Consider the following 19,276-nt stretch of genomic DNA (forward strand, 5'->3'; position numbering starts at 1 on the left):
GCCAATCTGTACCATAAGTCATAGTAGATGCAGATACTATACGCTAAGGCGAAATTACTTAATAAAAGTGCCTATTAAGGGAGTGACAATATTGGAACATGTGATTGAAATGCTAGGAATCCGTAAAGAATTCGGTAATTTCGTGGCGAATAATAACATCACCCTCCAACTGAAACAAGGCGAAATCCATGCATTACTTGGTGAAAATGGTGCAGGTAAATCGACTTTGATGAACGTCCTTTTTGGTTTGTATCAACCAGAGGGTGGCGAAATTCGCGTTCGTGGGAAAGCTGTAAAAATTACAAACCCAAATGTTGCCAATGATTTGGGGATTGGTATGGTGCATCAGCACTTTATGTTGGTAGAAAATTTTACAGTAACAGAAAATATTATATTAGGTTCTGAGCCAACTAAAATGGGGATCGTCAATATAAAAGATGCGGCGAAAAAAGTACATGCCCTTTCTGAGAAATATGGCTTGGATGTTGATCCAAATGCTAAAATAGAAGACATCACTGTTGGTATGCAACAACGTGTTGAAATATTAAAAACATTGTATCGTGGTGCCGAAATTTTAATCTTTGATGAACCGACAGCCTCTTTAACACCGCAAGAAATTACAGAATTAATTCAAATTATGCGTCGTCTTATTGCGGAGGGGAAATCCATTATTTTGATTACCCACAAGCTAAAAGAAATTATGGAAGTGTCCGATCGTGTAACGATTATCCGTAAAGGTGAGGGGATTGGTACAGTTGTAACCGCTAACACAAACCCTGATCAATTAGCTGAAATGATGGTTGGTCGACAAGTTGAATTTAAAACAGAAAAAACAGATGCGAATCCAACTGATGAAGTATTAGCCATTCATGACTTAGTAGTAACAGATTACCGGAATATTGATAAAGTAAAAGGCCTTAACTTAAAGGTTCGCAAGGGAGAAATCGTCGGTATAGCCGGTATTGATGGAAACGGTCAGTCAGAATTAATCGAGGCGATTACAGGTCTACGTAAAGTTAAAAGTGGTACTGTTGAACTAAATGGTAAAAATATCACCAATTTAAAGCCTCGTAGTATTACAGAAGAAGGCGTTGGACATATTCCACAAGATCGTCATAAGCATGGTTTAGTCCTGGATTTCCCAATTGGTCATAATATTGCGCTGCAAACGTATTACCAAGCTCCTATTGCTAAAGGCTTTGTGATGGACTATAAAAAAGTGTCAGAGAAAGCCCGTCAAATTATTAAAGAATACGATGTACGTACAGGTAATGGTGAAATGACACCTGCTCGTGCATTATCTGGTGGTAACCAACAAAAGGCAATTATTGGTCGTGAAATTGACCGTAATCCAGATTTATTAATCGCTGCTCTACCAACACGTGGTCTTGACGTAGGGGCGATTGAATTCATTCACTCGCGTCTCATTGAACAACGTGATAAAGGAAAAGCCGTTCTGTTAATTTCGTTTGAATTAGATGAAGTTATGAATGTTTCGGATCGCATAGCCGTTATTTATGATGGTCAAATTGTGGATGAATTAAATCCTAAAGAAACAACAGAACAAGAGCTAGGATTATTAATGGCAGGTCAAAGTAAAAAAAATAACAAGCATGATGCGAAGGAGGGGAACGACTAATGTCAAATCGTGTCATTAATATACTCGTTCCTATCATCTCTATCATTATCGGTTTAATTGTAGGGGCTATTGTCATGGTAGTCAGCGGCTATGACCCAGTAGAAGGTTATATCGCTCTTTGGAACGGTATTTTTGGAGATTCATATTCAATTGGGAACACAATTCGTCAAATTACACCATATGTATTGGCAGGTCTTGCAGTAGCATTCGCCTTCCGTACAGGGTTGTTTAATATTGGTGTTGAAGGTCAGCTTATTTTAGGTTGGCTAGCAGCAGCTTGGGTAGGTTATGCATTTGAGCTACCTAAAGTCATTCACTTGCCATTGGCATTGCTTGCTGCTGCAGCTGCAGGTGCATTCTGGGCCTTTATTGCAGGTTTCTTAAAAGCGAAATTTAAAGTTCATGAAGTTATTGCGACAATTATGCTTAACTATACTGCGTTGTATATTGCGAACGCAGCGATTAAAAAATTGTCAGATGGTAGCTTTAAAACAGAACGTATCCATGAATCAGCTTCATTACGTTCTCCGTTTTTAAGAGAGCTTACAGACAACTCAAGTCTTCACTATGGGATCATTGTGGCACTGTTAATGGTTGTAGTTATGTGGTTCATTTTGGAAAAAACAACTCGTGGGTATGAGCTGAAAGCAGTAGGTTTCAACAAAAATGCTGCTGATTATGCTGGTATGAGTGTCAATAAAAATATTATTTTAGCTATGACGATTTCAGGTATGTTTGCGGGTCTTGGTGGTGCGATGGAAGCTTTAGGTACGTTCCAAAACGCATCCATTAAACCTGGCTTTACAGGAATCGGTTTTGACGGTATCGCCGTTGCGCTACTTGGTGCAAATACACCACTAGGGGTAGTGTTTGGGGCATCATTATTCGGTTCACTAAAATATGGTGCATTAAATATGCCAAATGCTGCAGGTATACCAGAAGAAATCGTATCGATTATCATTGCGTTGATTATTTTCTTCGTAGCATCTGGCTATATCATTCGAGTAGGCTTACAAAAGTTGAGCAAGAAAAAGGAGGGACAATAACATGAGCTTTTTAGAAATGTTATATTTCATCATCCCTTCAGCGATTCTTTATGCAACACCTTTGATTTTTACTGCTATCGGTGGTGTATTCTCTGAACGTTCTGGTGTTGTCAACATCGGGCTAGAAGGCTTAATGATTGTTGGTGCTTTTGTTGGTATATTTATCAATTTAGAATTCGCTTCATCATTAGGTGCTGCAACAGTTTGGGTGGCCATGCTAGCAGCTTTCGTAATCGGTGCGATTTTCTCACTTTTCCATGCGGTTGCTTCTATTTCCTTCCGTGCCGATCAAACGGTATCGGGGGTAGCCATCAACTTACTGGGCTTAGCAGCTACTGTATTCTTAGTAAAAATGATTTATGATAAAGGTCAAACGGATATGATTGACCAACCGATTCGTCGTTTTGGTATCCCTTATTTAGAGGATATTCCATTCTTTGGTCGTTTATTGTTCCATGATGTTTACAGTACGTCGATTTTAGCTTTTGCTGTAGCGATTGGTGCATGGTTTATCATTTATAAAACACCATTTGGCTTACGTCTACGCGCAGTTGGTGAACACCCAATGGCAGCAGATACAATGGGAATTAACGTAAATAAAATGCGCTATATTGCTGTTATGATTTCTGGTGCGCTAGGTGGTCTTGGTGGTGCGGTCTATGCACAAACTATTACGCACGACTTCTCACATGCAACAATTGCTGGTCAAGGCTTCATGGCCATTGCTGCAATGATTTTCGGGAAATGGCATCCAATTGGTGCGCTTGGTGCAGCCTTATTCTTCGGTTTAGCCCAAACGTTAAGTATTGCAGGGAACCAAATTCCTTTCATCGAAGAAGTTCCCGCTGTCTATCTACAAATTTTACCATATGTTTTAACAATCTTTGCTTTAGCAGGCTTTATTGGTAAAGCGAATGCTCCTAAAGCAAGTGGACAACCATATATTAAAGGTAAACGCTAAAAAAAGTCATGATCAAAGACTGAGTGAATTATGCTCAGTCTTTTTTCCGTATTGAATTCGTATAATTTTTAATTTTTCCCATACATACTTTGGATTCTTTTTGCAATTATAGACAGTAGACATGTATAGTATGTGTAGTACATCGTTATATTAAGAAGGATAGGAGGGTTTCATATGTTCAAAACTATACCTTTTGCAAAAGGTGTCAATTTGCATATCCGACAAACGACCCAATTTAAAACCGTAAATTTTTCAATTAAATGGAGAAGAGCATTAACAGCTAAAAGTGCATCGGAACGTACTGTATTAACCAATGTACTGCAGCATAGTAATGCTAAATATAAAACAACTGCAGCTTTTCGAAGCTTTTTAGATGATCTATATGGCACTGTTTTATATTTTGATACGTCTAAGCGAGGCAATGAACATACAGTGTTGATGAATGTTGAGACTGTTAATGATCATTATTTAGCGAATACAAGTGTGTTAAACGACGTTCTTGGTTTATTGCACACGGCGATTTTTGAGCCTAATTTAGAAAACGAAGTGTTTAAGGAATCCATTGTTGAACGTGAAAAGAAAACAGTTATACAGCGAATTGAATCTATTTTTGATGATAAATCTCGCTTTGCTCAATTCCGCTTACAACAAATCCTAAGACCAAATGAACCTGCATCTATTTCGGCGAATGGTAGTATCGAGGAAATTCAAAAACTTACACCTACCTCCTTATTTGAGGCTTATCAATCAATGTTAGCTAACGATAAAATAGATATTTATGTTGCTGGAGACATTAATGAAGAGGAAATCGTAGCGAAATTAAAAAAAGCGCTACCATTTAGTGATCGTACTCCAGAAGAAGTGCCAGCCGTTCCTCCGCAACAGCATCCTCAAAATGATTATGTTCGAGAACAGCATGAAATGAAGCAAGGCAAGCTCCATATTGGTTTTAGCACACCTGTTAGATTTGGAGATGCTGATTTTGCTAAAATGCAGATTTTTAATGGCATTTTTGGGGGCTATCCTCATGCAAAATTGTTTATGAATGTGCGTGAGAAAGAGAGTCTTGCTTATTATGCATCAAGCTCCTATGCATCGCATTACGGTCTGCTGTTTGTTGTTTCTGGTATTGAAGCCAAAAATGAAGAAAAAGCATTGTCGTTAATTAAAGAACAACTTGCCGTCATGCAGGCTGGTAACATAACAGATTTAGAGTTGGAACAAACAAAGGCTATGCTCACAAATCAGTTAAAAGAGTCCTTAGATTCTGCACGTGGACAAATTGAAATTTTCGACCAATATAAAGATTTACCCGAGGATTTCTCAGTAGAAACTTGGGCAAATAAGTGGAAAGCTGTGACGAAGGAAGATGTTGTTGACATGGCAAAGCAAGTGCAGCTTGAAGCGGTCTATTTCTTATGTGGAAGGGAGCAAGCCGCACAATGAAAACAATTGAATTTAAGCAATTAGATGAAACACTTTATTATGAAAAGCTAGAAAATGGTTTAGATGTTTATATATTACCGAAAAAAGGTTTTTCTAAAACGTTTGTTACATTTACAACGAAATATGGTTCTATTGATCGCACTTTTGTGCCGATTGGTCAAACGGAAAGTATAACTGTACCAGATGGGATCGCTCACTTCTTAGAGCATAAGATGTTCGAAAAAGAAGATGGCGATGTTTTCCAAAAGTTCAGTGAATATGGAGCTTCTGCTAACGCCTTTACATCCTTTACGCGTACGGCCTACTTATTCTCCTCTACAGATAATATTTACAAAAGTACAGATACTTTATTGAATTTTGTACAAGAGCCATACTTTACAGAGGCTACTGTAAACAAAGAAAAAGGAATTATTGGACAAGAAATTACGATGTATGATGATCAACCAGATTGGCGCTTATATTTTGGCACGATTGAAAATATGTATCATCACCATCCTGTAAAAATTGATATTGCTGGTACAATTGAATCGATTGATGGCATTACGGCCGATCATTTATATACGTGCTACAATACATTTTATCACCCATCTAATATGTTATTATTTGTGATTGGTGCAGTAGACCCAGAGGAAATGATGGCTTTTATTCGTGATAATCAGGGTAAAAAAGAGTTCCCAGAACCTACGCCAATTCAACGTTTCTTTGATGAAGAACCAACAGAGGTAGCGATTAAAGATCGGACATTAAACATGGATGTACAAAAGCCCAAAGTTTATATTGGACTGAAAGCAAAAGAAACAAATTTGTCAGGTCGAGAAATGTTAAAGCATGAGCTATCTGTTCAAATTGCTCTGGAACTTATTTTTGGACGTACATCTAATTTTTATGAACGTGTCTACGAGGAAGGCTTAATTGATGAGACGTATGCTTTTGATTTTACGTTAGAAAAAGGTTTTGGATTTGCTATGATTGGTTCTGATTCTTCAGAGCCTGATAAATTAACATCAGCGATAACAGAAGAATTAGCCAAATTTGATGGACAGTCACAATTTGAAAGTGCTGATTTAGAACGAATTAAACGTAAAAAAATTGGTTTCTTCTTACGCGCTTTGAATTCTATTGAATTTATCGCAAACCAATTTACTCGTTATTCCTTTAATGATATGAATTTGTTTGATGTAGTACCGGTCCTTGAGGAATTAACAATTGATGATTTGCACAAAGCATTTACTTCAATTCAAGGTGAATCTCAACAAACAGTGTTTAAAATTTTACCAAGTAAGCAGGATGCATAGTGAAAAAGTTTGCCCTTGTTTTAGGTGCTTCAGGTGAGATTGGTCATGCTATTTGTCAAAGCTTGGCTGAAGAAGGCTGGTCCATCTATCTACATTATTCAAACAATAAAAAGGCTGCAGAAACTTTATGCGATACACTTTCTAAATCTTTCCCTGCACAAGAATTTATGCTTGTACAGGGGGATTTTTCAATTTTAACTGGAGCAGAAATGGTCTCCGCACAGATCTTTAATGTTCAGGCAATTATTTTCGCAAATGGGCAAGCACATTATTCGCTGCTTGAGGATACAACTGTGGAAGATATGGATGCTTTATGGCGAGTCCATGTTCAAAATCCGATGCGACTGACAGCTTTACTATCTGAAAAGCTTCGTAAACATGATGTAAGCTATGTACTATTTATTGGCTCTATTTGGGGCGAAGCTGGATCAGCAGGTGAAGCGCTTTATGCAACGGTTAAAGGGGCACAACATGCTTTTGTCAAATCCTATGCAAAAGAAGCGGCATTATCTCATATTCGAGTAAATGCCATTGCTCCAGGGTTCATTAATACATCCATGAACAGTCACTTAAATCAAGAAGAGCTTAATTATATTTTGGAAGATATTCCTTTAGGCTCAATTGGGCAAACAATAGATGTGGCTGAAATGGTTCGCTTTTATTTATCTGGTAAAGCTGATTATGTGACTGGACAAATTATTCGATTAAATGGTGGTTGGTACATATAATATTCTTTTTTGCACATACTACATGTGTAAAGGAGGAGGAACATATGACCATTTTAGAAAACTGGCAAAAATGGACTTCGTTTTTAGGACAAAACGTTATGCAAGCTGAATCAAGTGGTATGCCTAAGAAAATGATTCAAACAGCTGCTGTCCAAATTGGTGAATATTTAGCTTCAAATGTCGATCCTAAAAACGAACAAGAGCGAGTGCTGTCGGATTTATGGGGCGTAGCCTCAGAAGATGAAAAACATGCATTAGCGAATTGTGTCATTAAGCTTGTCCAAAATAAGCATGTGCAATAAAAAAAGAGGAGAGTCTATCTCCTCTTTTTTTTATATAAAAAACCGTTTTGTTAGTGAAAACGGGAACGTATGTAAGCCTTATCTCCATGCATTCAAAAAAATTAGTAAGTTTTTAAAAATAACGCCGTAATTCCATGTATTCTAACTTTCCATTACATAAAAAATCAGCTATGATGGAACTTATAAAGGATTTTTTACGTTAACTAATAGGAAGGGAACGAGTGTGTTGAGCGATTGGTACTTTGAATATGAGATTCAGGTGAATCGCCCTGGATTATTAGGAGATATTGCTTCACTTTTAGGGATGCTTCGTGTCAATATTATTTCAATAAATGGTGTCGATGAGGATCGCCGAGGTATGTTAGTGCATACAGACAACGATGAGGCAATTGAACGTTTTCGTACAATTGTTTCGACAATGGAACATATTAACGTGACCAAATTTCGACAACCAAAACTTCGAGACCGCTTAGCTATTAGACATGGTCGTTATATTCCTCGAGATGCAGACGAAAAAAACACTTTCCACTTCGTACGAGACGAACTTGGTATTTTAGTCGATTTTATGGCTGAACTCTTTAAAAAAGAGGGGCATAAGCTGATTGGTATTCGTGGTATGCCAAGGGTTGGTAAAACAGAGTCCATAGTAGCAGCAAGTGTTTGTGCCAATAAAAAGTGGATATTTCTATCGTCCACAATGATCAAACAAACAGTTCGTAATAAACTTGTGGGGGATGAATTTAGTCGTAATAATATTTTTATTTTAGATGGTATTGTGACTCGTCGTTCTTCTGATGAGCGACATCTACAATTAGTGCGTGAAATGATGAATATGCCATGCATCAAAGTTGTAGAGCATCCAGATATGTTTGTTCAGCATTCCGAATATAAAATAGAGGATTTTGATTATATTATTGAACTACGTCATCACACAGATGAAGAAATTACTTATGAAATAATGGAAAAAAATCATATGTCCGAATCCGATTCATTTGGTGGATTTAATTTTTAATTTGATGTTAAAGTAGGTGTTATTAGTGGCAGAATTAGGGACTCGACTGAAAGAGGCGAGACTGTCTAAAGGCTACAGCTTAGACGATTTACAAGAAATAACGAAAATTCAAAAGCGTTATTTAGTAGGAATTGAAGAAGGCAATTATTCCATTATGCCTGGTTCGTTTTATGTACGAGCTTTTATTAAACAATATGCAGACGCTGTTGATTTAAACGCGGAAGAAATTTTAGAGACTTATAAGAATGAACTGCCAAGTACTCCAAATGATCAAGTAAGCCAATCCATAACGAATAGCCCAAGCAGAAGAAAGGTCACAAAAGGCCCTTCCAATAAAATGATGGAGGCGATGCCGAAAATCATTGTTGCGTTATTTATTGTTGTAATCATTGTGGCAATATGGGTGCTATGGCAATCTAAAAACAGTCCAGGGACAAGCGAAGACAACCCTCCGACTCCTGAATTGCAATATGATAAAAATGTCAATCCTATCGATAGTGCCAAGGATAAGAAAGAAAAAGAAGAAAAAGATGCTCTGAAAAATGACAAAAAAGATACAGACTCAAAAGAAGAAACACCAACTGATGAAGATCAAACTGATCAAAATGAAGAGATCAAGCAAACAATTTCCGCAGGTACTGTTGAAACAGATGGGGCAACAACTTCTTACACGTTAACAGGTACAGATACAATGAAACTGAAAATCGAAGTTTCTGGTCCTACATTTGTTGGAATTCGTAATCAACAGCAACAAGAATTATTAACGGATACTCGTGTTTATAATGCTGGCGAAGTTATAGAATTCGACGCGACTACACAAAACTATGTTCGTATTCGTCTTGGTAATTCAACGCAAGCTAAAATCTATATTAATGACGAGCTTCTCACGTATGCACAGCAAATTGTAACGCAAAATATCGTCATCAATTTCAATAAAGAACAGTAGTCATCATGTGATGACTACTTTCTTTCATCATGAAAGGTGTTAGAAAAATGAACATACCAAATAAAATTACCATCTCACGGATCTTACTTATTCCATTTTTTGTCATTGCTATGATGTTTGATTTTGGCTGGGGAACATTGACGCTATTTGGGGCAGAGATGCCAATCCACCATTTTATAGGTGCACTTATTTTTATCCTTGCTTCGACAACTGATTGGGTAGATGGTTATTATGCACGTAAGTATAATCTTGTGACAACATTTGGGAAATTTTTAGATCCCTTAGCTGACAAATTACTTGTATCAGCAGCTTTCATTTTAATGGTAGAGCTTGATATGGCGCCTGCCTGGGTGATTATCATTATTATCAGCCGTGAATTCGCTGTTACTGGTTTACGCCTTATTTTAGCAGGTGGGGGAGAGGTCGTTGCGGCTAATCAGCTCGGCAAAATCAAAACTTGGGCACAGATTGTAGCAATTGCTGCTGCTCTTTTACACAACACCATTTTTACACTCATTGGTATACCTTTTGATATGATTATGCTATATGTAGCATTGTTCTTTACGCTATGGTCTGGGTGGGATTACTTCTACCTTAATAGACGTGTTTTACTTGAGTCTAAATAAGAAAGGTCTTGTGAATCATGAATGCTGAAATTCTTGCGGTTGGCTCAGAACTATTATTAGGTCAAATAACGAATACAAATGCAAGGTTTATCTCGAACCAATTATCCGAGCTAGGCATTAATGTTTTTTACCATACAGTAGTTGGTGATAATGCAAAACGTTTAGAACAAGCTATTGAAGTGGCAGAATCTCGTGCGGATTTGATTATATTTTCGGGAGGGCTTGGACCTACGAAAGATGATTTAACAAAAGAAACGATTGCTCGCCATCTCGGTGTTTCACTGGAGTCTGATGAAGTTGCATTAACTCATATTGAGCAGTTTTTTGCTAAACGAGGACGTCCAATGACGGAGAATAACAGGAAGCAGGCTTTAATTCTAGCTGGAAGTGAAGTACTAGCCAACCATCATGGAATGGCACCTGGTATGATTTTTAATAAGAATAATCGCACTTATATCTTACTCCCTGGACCACCTAAAGAGCTTGAGCCTATGTTTCAATTTGAGGCAAAACCAAAGCTCGCTGCAATGCTTAATGACGGAGGAATTATTGCCTCTCACGTCATGCGTTTTTATGGGATTGGTGAGGCCGAACTTGAAGATCAGGTGCAAGATATTCTAGATGCCCAAACAAATCCAACAGTTGCTCCGCTTGCTTCTGATGGTGAAGTAACATTGCGTGTAACAGCTAAGGCGGAAACAGAACAGCAAGCCCAACAGCTTATTGCTGCAAAGGTAGCAGAAATACAGGCCATTGTTGGTGAACATCAATATGGTATGGATGATGATTCGCTTGCCTCGAAAACAGTGGAAATGTTGCTAGATAATAATCTCACTATTGCTGCTGCGGAAAGTTTAACAGCTGGGTTGTTTCAATCAGAGCTTGCAGAAATTCCAGGGGTAGGAAATGCGCTTATTGGAGGCATAGTGACCTATGCGGCAGAAGCTAAAATAAAACACCTTGGCATCTCACAAGGATTAATTGATACACACGGCGTTGTTAGCGGTGAATGTGCAGCAGCAATGGCAAGTGCTGTTCAGAAACAATTTGGGACCAATATTGGAATTGGTCTAACAGGTGAAGCAGGTCCTACAGCGCATGACCATCAGCCGGTAGGAACGGTGTGGATTGGTATTGCCATCAATGATGAGGAGCCTCTTACATACTTACTTCATTTATCTGGTATGCGTAATACAAATCGACTTCGCGCAGTGAAATTTACATGCCATTATTTAATGCAGCTTTTAGAAGAACGCGGTTATACAAAACGATATTAGAATAGAGTGAAAAATAAAAATTTGGATAGAGGAAAACTATCCAAATTTTTATTTTGTAGAAAATCGAATAAATGTTCGCTTTTTTCTTGCGTGTTTTCTCAAAAACAAGTATAGTAGAGATAGATAAAAACAGTGAACAGTTTTCGAAGGAGGAAAATGAATGAGTGATCGTAAAGCGGCCCTAGAACAGGCTTTGAAACAAATTGAAAAGAATTTTGGTAAAGGTTCAATCATGAAACTCGGTGAAAAAACCGATTTAGAAATTGCGACATCTTCAAGTGGATCACTAGCACTTGATGCAGCATTAGGTGTAGGCGGTTATCCACGTGGACGTATTATCGAAGTATATGGTCCTGAATCATCAGGTAAAACAACAGTTGCTTTACACGCTATTGCTGAAGTACAAGCAAAAGGTGGACAAGCAGCATTTATCGATGCTGAGCATGCATTAGACCCAATCTATGCTCAAAAATTAGGAGTAAATATTGATGAGTTATTATTATCACAACCAGATACAGGGGAGCAAGCACTTGAAATTGCAGAAGCACTAGTTCGTAGTGGTGCTATTGATATTATTGTTATTGACTCCGTTGCTGCCCTAGTGCCAAAAGCTGAAATTGAAGGGGATATGGGTGATTCACATGTCGGCTTACAAGCCCGCTTAATGTCACAGGCTTTGCGTAAACTTTCAGGTGCTATTAACAAATCAAAAACGATTGCTATTTTTATTAACCAAATTCGTGAAAAAATTGGTGTCATGTTTGGAAATCCAGAAACGACACCTGGTGGACGTGCGCTTAAATTCTACAGCTCTGTACGCTTAGAAGTTCGTCGTGCAGAAGCAATTAAACAAGGTAATGATATTGTTGGTAACCGCACAAAAATTAAACTTGTGAAAAATAAAGTTGCGCCGCCTTTCCGTACAGCTGAGGTAGACATTATGTATGGAGAAGGTATTTCCAAAGAAGGCGAAACAGTTGATTTAGGTGTAGAATTAGACATCGTGCAAAAAAGTGGTTCTTGGTATGCATATGGTGATGAGCGCTTAGGTCAAGGACGAGAAAATGCCAAACAGTATTTAAAAGAAAACCCTGCTGTTTTGGAAGATATCTCAAACAAAATTCGATCTTCTTATGGTATTGCTGCTACTTCCTATACAATTGCTGCACATGGAGAAGATGAGATGGATGATGAATTAATGTCACTTCTAGATGAAGAATAATCAACGATTGCATTGTTCCCAATTTATTAAGGGAACAATGCTTTTTTTGTCTATAATCTAAAATTTTTACACATAATAAGATAGAAGCTATATGCCTCAGAAATTATTTCTTATGTACTGGGTTGACTTGAAACGTGTAAATGATTAATTTTTTTCTAGTGTAAAAGTAATAGGGAAAAAATACACCGAATGGATAGGACTTACTTTTTTCTTTCCAAAGGGCGAACAGATGCCCGACTAACCTTGACAGAGCTGGAGGCTAGTTATACAATTAAATATGTATAATTTCTGAATTATGACTTTAAATAGGCAGTACATTTTATCTTCATTTAGCAAATGTTTTATAGTTAAATATCCTTTTCGAAGGATGTCAAAACGCCTACTGAATGAGGGTAATGCCTTTGGCTAATAAAACGGGTTTTGAGCAAAGACTAACAAAATCTGGCGCAATTTCGCCAAGGCGACATAGATGTATGCGCCGACTGAAACTGTAATACCCAAATAGCAAGAGGAGGTGTTCATATGGATGGAATTACTATCATCTCCGCTTTGCTTGGACTCATCGTTGGTGCCGCTGTTAGCTATATCTACATGAAAAAAGTGAATGACTCAAAAATCACTGGTGCTAAACATGTCGCTGAAACAATCGTTGAAGAAGGAAAACGAGAAGCGGAGGCATTAAAGAAAGAAGCACTACTTGAAGCCAAAGATGAAACTCACAAATTTCGTACTGAAGCCGAGAATGACATTCGTGAACGTCGTTTAGAACTTCAAAAACAAGAGAACCGTTTATTGCAAAGAGAAGAGAATCTTGATCGCAAGGATGATGCTCTAAATAAGAGAGAAGCAGGCTTAGAGCGTAAAGAACAAGCTCTAGCTGAAAGACAACAGCATATTGAACAGATGGAGAGCAAAGTGGACGAGCTCGTTGCATTGCAAAAAACAGAGCTAGAACGTATTTCTGCTTTAACTAGAGAAGAAGCTAAAATGATTATCTTAAATGAAGTAGAAAAAGAGTTGGCAACTGATATTGCTGTGATGACGAAGGAAGCTGAAACACGTGCGAAAGAAGACTCAGATAAAAAGGCACGTGAAATCTTATCATTGGCGTTACAACGCTTTGCTGCAGATCATGTAGCTGAAACAACAGTATCTGTTGTAAACTTGCCAAATGATGAAATGAAAGGTCGTATCATTGGTCGTGAAGGCCGTAATATTCGTACTTTGGAAACGTTAACAGGAATTGATTTAATTATTGATGATACTCCAGAAGCGGTTATTTTATCAGGCTTTGACCCGATTCGTCGTGAAACGGCTCGACTTGCACTTGAAAAACTTGTACAGGATGGTCGCATTCACCCTGCTCGTATTGAGGAAATGGTGGAAAAATCTCGTCGTGAAGTGGATGAACAAATCCGCGAAACGGGTGAGCAAACTACATTTGAAATTGGCATTCATAACTTACATCCAGATTTAATGAAAATTTTAGGCCGCATGAAATACCGTACAAGCTATGGACAAAACGTCCTAAAACATTCAATTGAAGTCGCACATTTGGCAGGTTTACTGGCAGCTGAATTAGGGGAAGACGTAGCGTTAGCTCGTCGTGCAGGCTTATTACATGATATTGGTAAAGCCATTGACCATGAAGTGGAAGGTAGCCATGTTGAGATTGGCGTGGAATTAGCAACAAAGTACAAGGAACATCCAGTCGTTATTAATAGTATTGCTTCGCATCATGGTGATACTGAAGCAACATCTGTTATCGCGGTATTAGTCGCGGCAGCTGACGCATTATCAGCAGCTCGTCCAGGTGCACGAAGTGAAACACTTGAAAACTATATCCGCAGACTTGAAAAATTAGAGGAAATTTCAGAAAGCTATGATGGCGTTGAGAAATCTTATGCGATTCAAGCTGGTCGAGAAATTCGAATTATCGTACAACCTGAAAAAATTGATGATTTAGCTTCTCATCGTCTTGCCCGCGATATTCGCAAGCGTATAGAGGAAGAATTAGATTATCCAGGTCACATTAAAGTAACAGTCATTCGTGAAACACGTGCTGTGGAGTATGCGAAATAATATTGAAAGTTAGAGGTTTCTCTAGATTAATATCTAGAGAGCCTCTTTTTTAATTTAGCCAGAGTCATGTTTAAGGAGCATCCATCATAAAAAAGAAAAAGGCTAGATTTTCTAAAGATGGATTAATGAAGAAAGATGTGATCAAATTGATAGATATCCATACGCATATATTATTTGATGTGGATGATGGACCCAAAAATGAATCGGATTCCTTGAACATGTTGAAGCAAGCTGCGATGGAAGGGATAACTGATATTGTCTGTACATCACATGCGATGCATCCACAATATCATGTCCAGTATAGTAAGGTAGAGGAGCAAGTAAGTGCTTTACAACAATTACTGCAGGATCATCAAATTTCAATCACACTTCATACAGGCCACGAAGTTCGTTTAAATGACGAGCTTCTGCCACGACTTCAGCAAAAGGAACTTCATACATTAGCCCACAGTCACTATATTTTATTGGAACTTCCTTCTAATACTATCCCTGCCTATACAAAAGAGATGATTAGACGCTTAAAATCTGCTGGATATACACCCATATTGGCGCACCCTGAACGAAATCATGCCATTAGAGAAAATCCAAAGAGACTGGATGACCTTATTCTTGAAGGAGCATTCACACAAATAACGACAGGTAGTTTAACAGGTTTGTTTGGTAAGGAGGTACAACGTTTATCATTAGCTTTAGTAAGGGCAAATTACATTCATACCATTGGATCGGACGCCCATAATGTAAGCACAAGAAAATTTTGCTACCAAGCAGCACTCCAATATCTAGCGAAAAAGAACGAAGTAGAGGTGGTTGATCGGCTCCTCATGAACAATGCTAGCGTTTTAGCTAACAAGCCCATCATGCCACTTGAATTAGAAGATATTGCTGTGAGGAAGCGATGGCTTCTATTTTAATCTCCTATGTAGAATTGAGTGTGAGACTAACATGAAACTATTCTACACATTGGTGTTTAGCGCTCTTATTTTGATGAGCCTTCTGCAGCCAGTAGATGGAATTTACCATAAATTATCCTTAGTTATCAGCCTATTAATGATCATAATCTCTTTACTTTGGCATAAAAAAATTATTATTCAAAATGTACAAGCTAGTATTTTTTTTAGTATTTATACGTTTTTTTGTGTCATTTCAGCAGGGGTGAACCAGGATATGGACCTCTTGAAAAATAGTCTGCAATTATTTTGTATGTTTTTAGCAGTTTCTATTTTCTTTAATGATCTTGTGAAAGAGCATGTGATGGAGGTTGTAGTAAATAGTGTTCTCATAGCCTACATTCCATTTTTATTTGTATGTTTTCAACAAGCTCATTATTTATTTGGAGGGTTTGCTGGTGTATTTGAAAATCCCAATACAATGGGGTTTTCTATGATTGGGTTAATGGTTGTGGTGCTTATGAGACTGTATCAGATAACAGTAAAATTGTTACATGGACAGCAACAGCTGAAATTAATGCTAGCATTTGGTTTCTATACGGCCATTTATTTAGTTAGTTTATATATTATACTGCTTTCAAATGCACGTACTTCTTTGTTAACGGCTGCATTAGTGACGATTGTAGTAATCGTTTCTAATCTCAAAAGCTTGAACAAAACCTTCCTACCATTACTAAAATTCAGTGCGCTCTTAACGGGCACAGTATTAATAGTGATAATAGCTTTCCTGAAAATGAATATGATGCAAGATGCCGTACAAAGTATATTAATGAAAATGGAAAAAAAGTCTACGAATATTACAGATGGACGCCTTGAAATTTGGCAATATGTTTTTGAGCATGTTCAATTTTGGGGACACGGAGTGGAATCCTTATGGTCCATAGGTGTTTCTCATGCTCATAACACATTTATCAATATTTTACAGGAAGCTGGCTTACTGGCATTGATTAGCTATTGTTGTTTTCTGTTAGCAATCCCCAAAGGCTATCGTCAAATGAACGAACAGCTTGCCGTTTTGACAGTCCTGGTTATAGTCGCGATGTTAGGGGTTTCCACATTTGAAATTCTATATTTTAATGTACTCCATATCCTTGTGTTTGTTGTAAGTGGAAGCTTGAGAGATAAGGATAAAAAAACGACATTGATCGAATAACCAGTAGGCTTGTTTAATATACTTTATTAGCATTGCCGCTATCTGCCTATTAGGAGGGGATCCATCTTGTGAATGAAGAAATGACAATACAAAGCCTAATAAAAGTAATACAAAAACGTTGGTTCTTAATCCTAATGCTGATGATACTGTCGATAGGCATTGCCATTTTTATTAGCTATTTTATTCAAACACCCATTTATGAAGCGGAAACTCAATTATTGGTCAATCAAAAAAGCTATGAGAATCAGCAACTAATAGGGGCGCAGAATGTTGATACGGACCTACGTTTAATTAATACGTACAATGTTATTATCAAGAGTCCCGTTATTTTAACAAAGGTAATTGATGTGTTGGCACTCGACACAACTCCAGAAGCTTTAATGAAACAAATAGAAGTTTCCAGCGCCAATAATTCACAAGTGGTTAATATTCGTGTACAGGATGAGAATGAAGCAAAGGCTGTTAAAATTGCCAATACGATTGCGGAGATTTTTAAAGAGGAAATCCCTGTACTAATGCATGTGGATAATATTAATATTCTCTTTGTCGCTCAATCTAGTGAACATCCTGTACCTGTGAAACCAAATAAATTACTGAATCTCATGATAGCAGCCATCAGCGGTTTCAGTTTGGCACTAGTCCTCGCATATTTTTTAGAAACGATTGATAAGACTATTAAAACAGAGCAAGATATCGAGGAGATTTTATCCTTACCAGTGATTGGAGTTGTTAGTAATATCGAATTACTCAATAGAAAAAAATCAAGAGCCAGGGGGTCTTCTTAATGCTTTTCAAAAGAAAAACGAAAAAATCACCAATGGCTCGCAAGCTGATTACTGTTTCTGATATGATGTCAATTCCTTCAGAGCAGTATCGCACCATTCGCGCAAATATTAAATTTTCACAACCCAATCAAGATGTGAAAACTATTCTAGTAACCTCCTCGATCGCCGGTGAAGGAAAATCGACAAATGCGGCAAATATCGGTGTAGTATTTTCCCAAGAGGGCAAGCGTGTACTCATTATTGATGCTGATATGCGTAAGCCTACACTTCATCATACATTTTATCTCGACAATATTTTCGGCCTATCATCAGTGTTATCACGCCAATCCACCATAGAGGATGTTATTCAAGAAACTTTTGTAGAAGGTGTGGATATAATTTCGAGTGGTCCTATCCCGCCTAATCCCACAGAGTTATTAGCTTCTGAAACATTGACAGCCTTGTTGGTGGAAGTGAAAGTACGATACGATATGATAATTATTGATGCGCCACCATTACTTTTTTTATCCGATGCACAAATCTTATCCAACAAATGTGATGGTACTCTTTTAATTGTTAATACGGGAACAGTAGGGAAAGCAGCCGTTGTAAAATCAAAATCAATCTTAACGATTTCCAAAGCCAATATTTTAGGGGTTATCTTGAATAATTTTAAGATAAATGGTAGTACGTACGAGCAGTATTATGGAAAAGAATAAAGGTGGAATATGGCATTGAAAAAGATCCTGCATATTATTCCTACTACTGATTTTGGTGGTATAACGACGATGATTGCCGACATTTGGTTGAATGTTAATAAATCATTGTACCATTTTGATTTTGTGTCATTTAATAAAGGTCCCTACCATGATATTCTCTTACAACAAGGTTCGAATATATTTTACGAAAAATATATTACGCAGCAAGGTCCAATCTCTTATATGTGGAACATTTATCGGATCATAAAGCAATATGGATATGATGCCATTCATGATCATACAGGCTACAGAGCAGTTTTTACAATGCTAGCAGCTCGTTTGGCTGGTGTATCGTGCCGTGTATTACATAGCCATACAAATGTTGCTGAAGAATGGAACAATAAAATCATGTTAACATTGTTGAAAAGGTTGAGTGTTTTAAATGCAACGAAATTAGTGGCTTGTAGTCAAAAAGCTGGGGAATTTTGCTTTGATAAGAGAGCCTATGATATTGTTGCTAATCCAATTGATATGCAGAAAATAGAGCGATTGTTGCCTGAAGAGAAAAAGAGTTTGGGAGAAAGTCTAGGAATACAGGATGGAGATTTAGTAGTTGGTCATATTGGTCGTTTTGTCCCTGTGAAAAATCATCCCTTTTTAATTGAGCTTGCTATTAAATTAAAACTGCAAGAGATTCCTTTTAAATTGTTATTGATAGGGGATGGGCCGTTAGAGCAGGAAATCCGCCTCCTCGTCAAGGAACATAATGTAGAAGATTATGTTCGATTTTTAGGACAGCGAGCAGATATCATTAAACTCCTTCAACTGATGGATAAGTTTATTTTACCGTCCCATTTTGAGGGCTTTGGAATTGTATTATTAGAAGCACAAATTTGTGGTACACCAGCCATTGTATCTTCCACACTGCCAAGAGAAGTGGACCTTGATGTTGGGTTACTTCAGTATTTGGATCTAGAGGGGGATATCGAAAGCTGGCTTCAAGCGATTTTAAACAATGATGTAAAACTAGATCCGCAAATTATTAGTAAGAGTCTTAAAAATAAAGGTCTTGATGCAGAAGAAATAGCAACTAGATTGTGTGCTCTGTACACCTAGCTAGCAAACTAAATCA

Annotated in this window: 18 protein-coding genes; all 18 read left to right on the forward strand. The window is 37.6% G+C overall.

The window, feature by feature from the left end; translation table 11 throughout:
- Positions 1–91: 91 nt before the first annotated feature.
- On the forward strand, positions 92–1,639 hold the full coding sequence (locus AO843_RS06845; protein WP_054610373.1) for an ABC transporter ATP-binding protein: 1,548 nt from the start codon (positions 92–94) through the stop codon (positions 1,637–1,639).
- Positions 1,639–2,685: an ABC transporter permease gene (locus AO843_RS06850; protein ID WP_054610374.1), complete on the forward strand. Its 1,047-nt coding sequence runs from the start codon at positions 1,639–1,641 to the stop codon at positions 2,683–2,685. The genes AO843_RS06845 and AO843_RS06850 overlap by 1 nt, the downstream gene beginning before the upstream one ends.
- A 1-nt stretch (position 2,686) precedes the next feature.
- Entirely contained in the window at positions 2,687–3,646 is a 960-nt protein-coding gene (locus AO843_RS06855) for an ABC transporter permease (RefSeq protein WP_054610375.1), read from the forward strand.
- 174 nt (positions 3,647–3,820) lie between these two features.
- A complete protein-coding gene (yfmF, locus tag AO843_RS06860; protein WP_054610376.1) occupies positions 3,821–5,092 on the forward strand; it encodes an EF-P 5-aminopentanol modification-associated protein YfmF in 1,272 nt (423 codons plus the stop codon).
- The gene (gene yfmH, locus AO843_RS06865) at positions 5,089–6,387 is read left to right on the forward strand and encodes an EF-P 5-aminopentanol modification-associated protein YfmH (protein WP_054610377.1); all 1,299 of its coding nucleotides are present in this window, start codon (positions 5,089–5,091) and stop codon (positions 6,385–6,387) included. Before yfmF ends, yfmH begins: the two co-directional genes overlap by 4 nt.
- Positions 6,387–7,115, forward strand: coding sequence for an elongation factor P 5-aminopentanone reductase (gene ymfI, locus AO843_RS06870; RefSeq protein WP_054610378.1), 729 nt, complete (start codon positions 6,387–6,389; stop codon positions 7,113–7,115). The genes yfmH and ymfI overlap by 1 nt, the downstream gene beginning before the upstream one ends.
- A 44-nt stretch (positions 7,116–7,159) precedes the next feature.
- Positions 7,160–7,417, forward strand: coding sequence for a DUF3243 domain-containing protein (locus tag AO843_RS06875; RefSeq protein WP_054610379.1), 258 nt, complete (start codon positions 7,160–7,162; stop codon positions 7,415–7,417).
- A gap of 226 nt (positions 7,418–7,643) precedes the next feature.
- On the forward strand, positions 7,644–8,429 hold the full coding sequence (locus AO843_RS06880; protein WP_008178931.1) for a DUF3388 domain-containing protein: 786 nt from the start codon (positions 7,644–7,646) through the stop codon (positions 8,427–8,429).
- Positions 8,430–8,445: 16 nt separating this feature from the next.
- Positions 8,446–9,375 carry a helix-turn-helix domain-containing protein gene (locus AO843_RS06885; protein ID WP_197278885.1) on the forward strand — a complete coding sequence of 310 codons (930 nt, stop codon included), beginning with the start codon at positions 8,446–8,448 and terminating at the stop codon, positions 9,373–9,375.
- A gap of 47 nt (positions 9,376–9,422) precedes the next feature.
- Entirely contained in the window at positions 9,423–10,001 is a 579-nt protein-coding gene (gene pgsA / locus AO843_RS06890) for a CDP-diacylglycerol--glycerol-3-phosphate 3-phosphatidyltransferase (RefSeq protein ID WP_054610381.1), read from the forward strand.
- 17 nt (positions 10,002–10,018) lie between these two features.
- On the forward strand, positions 10,019–11,278 hold the full coding sequence (locus tag AO843_RS06895; protein ID WP_054610382.1) for a competence/damage-inducible protein A: 1,260 nt from the start codon (positions 10,019–10,021) through the stop codon (positions 11,276–11,278).
- A 160-nt stretch (positions 11,279–11,438) separates the two neighbouring features.
- The gene (gene recA, locus AO843_RS06900) at positions 11,439–12,500 is read left to right on the forward strand and encodes a recombinase RecA (protein ID WP_054610383.1); all 1,062 of its coding nucleotides are present in this window, start codon (positions 11,439–11,441) and stop codon (positions 12,498–12,500) included.
- Between the two features lie 522 nt (positions 12,501–13,022).
- Entirely contained in the window at positions 13,023–14,582 is a 1,560-nt protein-coding gene (gene rny, locus AO843_RS06905; protein WP_054610384.1) for a ribonuclease Y, read from the forward strand.
- A gap of 125 nt (positions 14,583–14,707) precedes the next feature.
- Positions 14,708–15,493 (forward strand): tyrosine-protein phosphatase, encoded by a 786-nt coding sequence (locus tag AO843_RS06910; RefSeq protein WP_231630091.1) that lies wholly within the window; start codon positions 14,708–14,710, stop codon positions 15,491–15,493.
- Between the two features lie 31 nt (positions 15,494–15,524).
- On the forward strand, positions 15,525–16,682 hold the full coding sequence (locus tag AO843_RS06915; protein WP_082389403.1) for an O-antigen ligase family protein: 1,158 nt from the start codon (positions 15,525–15,527) through the stop codon (positions 16,680–16,682).
- Positions 16,683–16,750: 68 nt separating this feature from the next.
- Entirely contained in the window at positions 16,751–17,467 is a 717-nt protein-coding gene (locus AO843_RS06920) for a YveK family protein (RefSeq protein ID WP_054610385.1), read from the forward strand.
- On the forward strand, positions 17,467–18,165 hold the full coding sequence (locus tag AO843_RS06925) for a CpsD/CapB family tyrosine-protein kinase (RefSeq protein WP_054610386.1): 699 nt from the start codon (positions 17,467–17,469) through the stop codon (positions 18,163–18,165). Before AO843_RS06920 ends, AO843_RS06925 begins: the two co-directional genes overlap by 1 nt.
- A 9-nt stretch (positions 18,166–18,174) precedes the next feature.
- Entirely contained in the window at positions 18,175–19,260 is a 1,086-nt protein-coding gene (locus AO843_RS06930; RefSeq protein WP_054610387.1) for a glycosyltransferase, read from the forward strand.
- The last annotated feature ends 16 nt before the right edge of the window (positions 19,261–19,276 follow it).

Origin of the sequence: Lysinibacillus sp. ZYM-1, assembly GCF_001308875.1 — a bacterium.
In the GTDB taxonomy this organism is placed as follows: Bacteria; Bacillota; Bacilli; order Bacillales_A; family Planococcaceae; genus Lysinibacillus.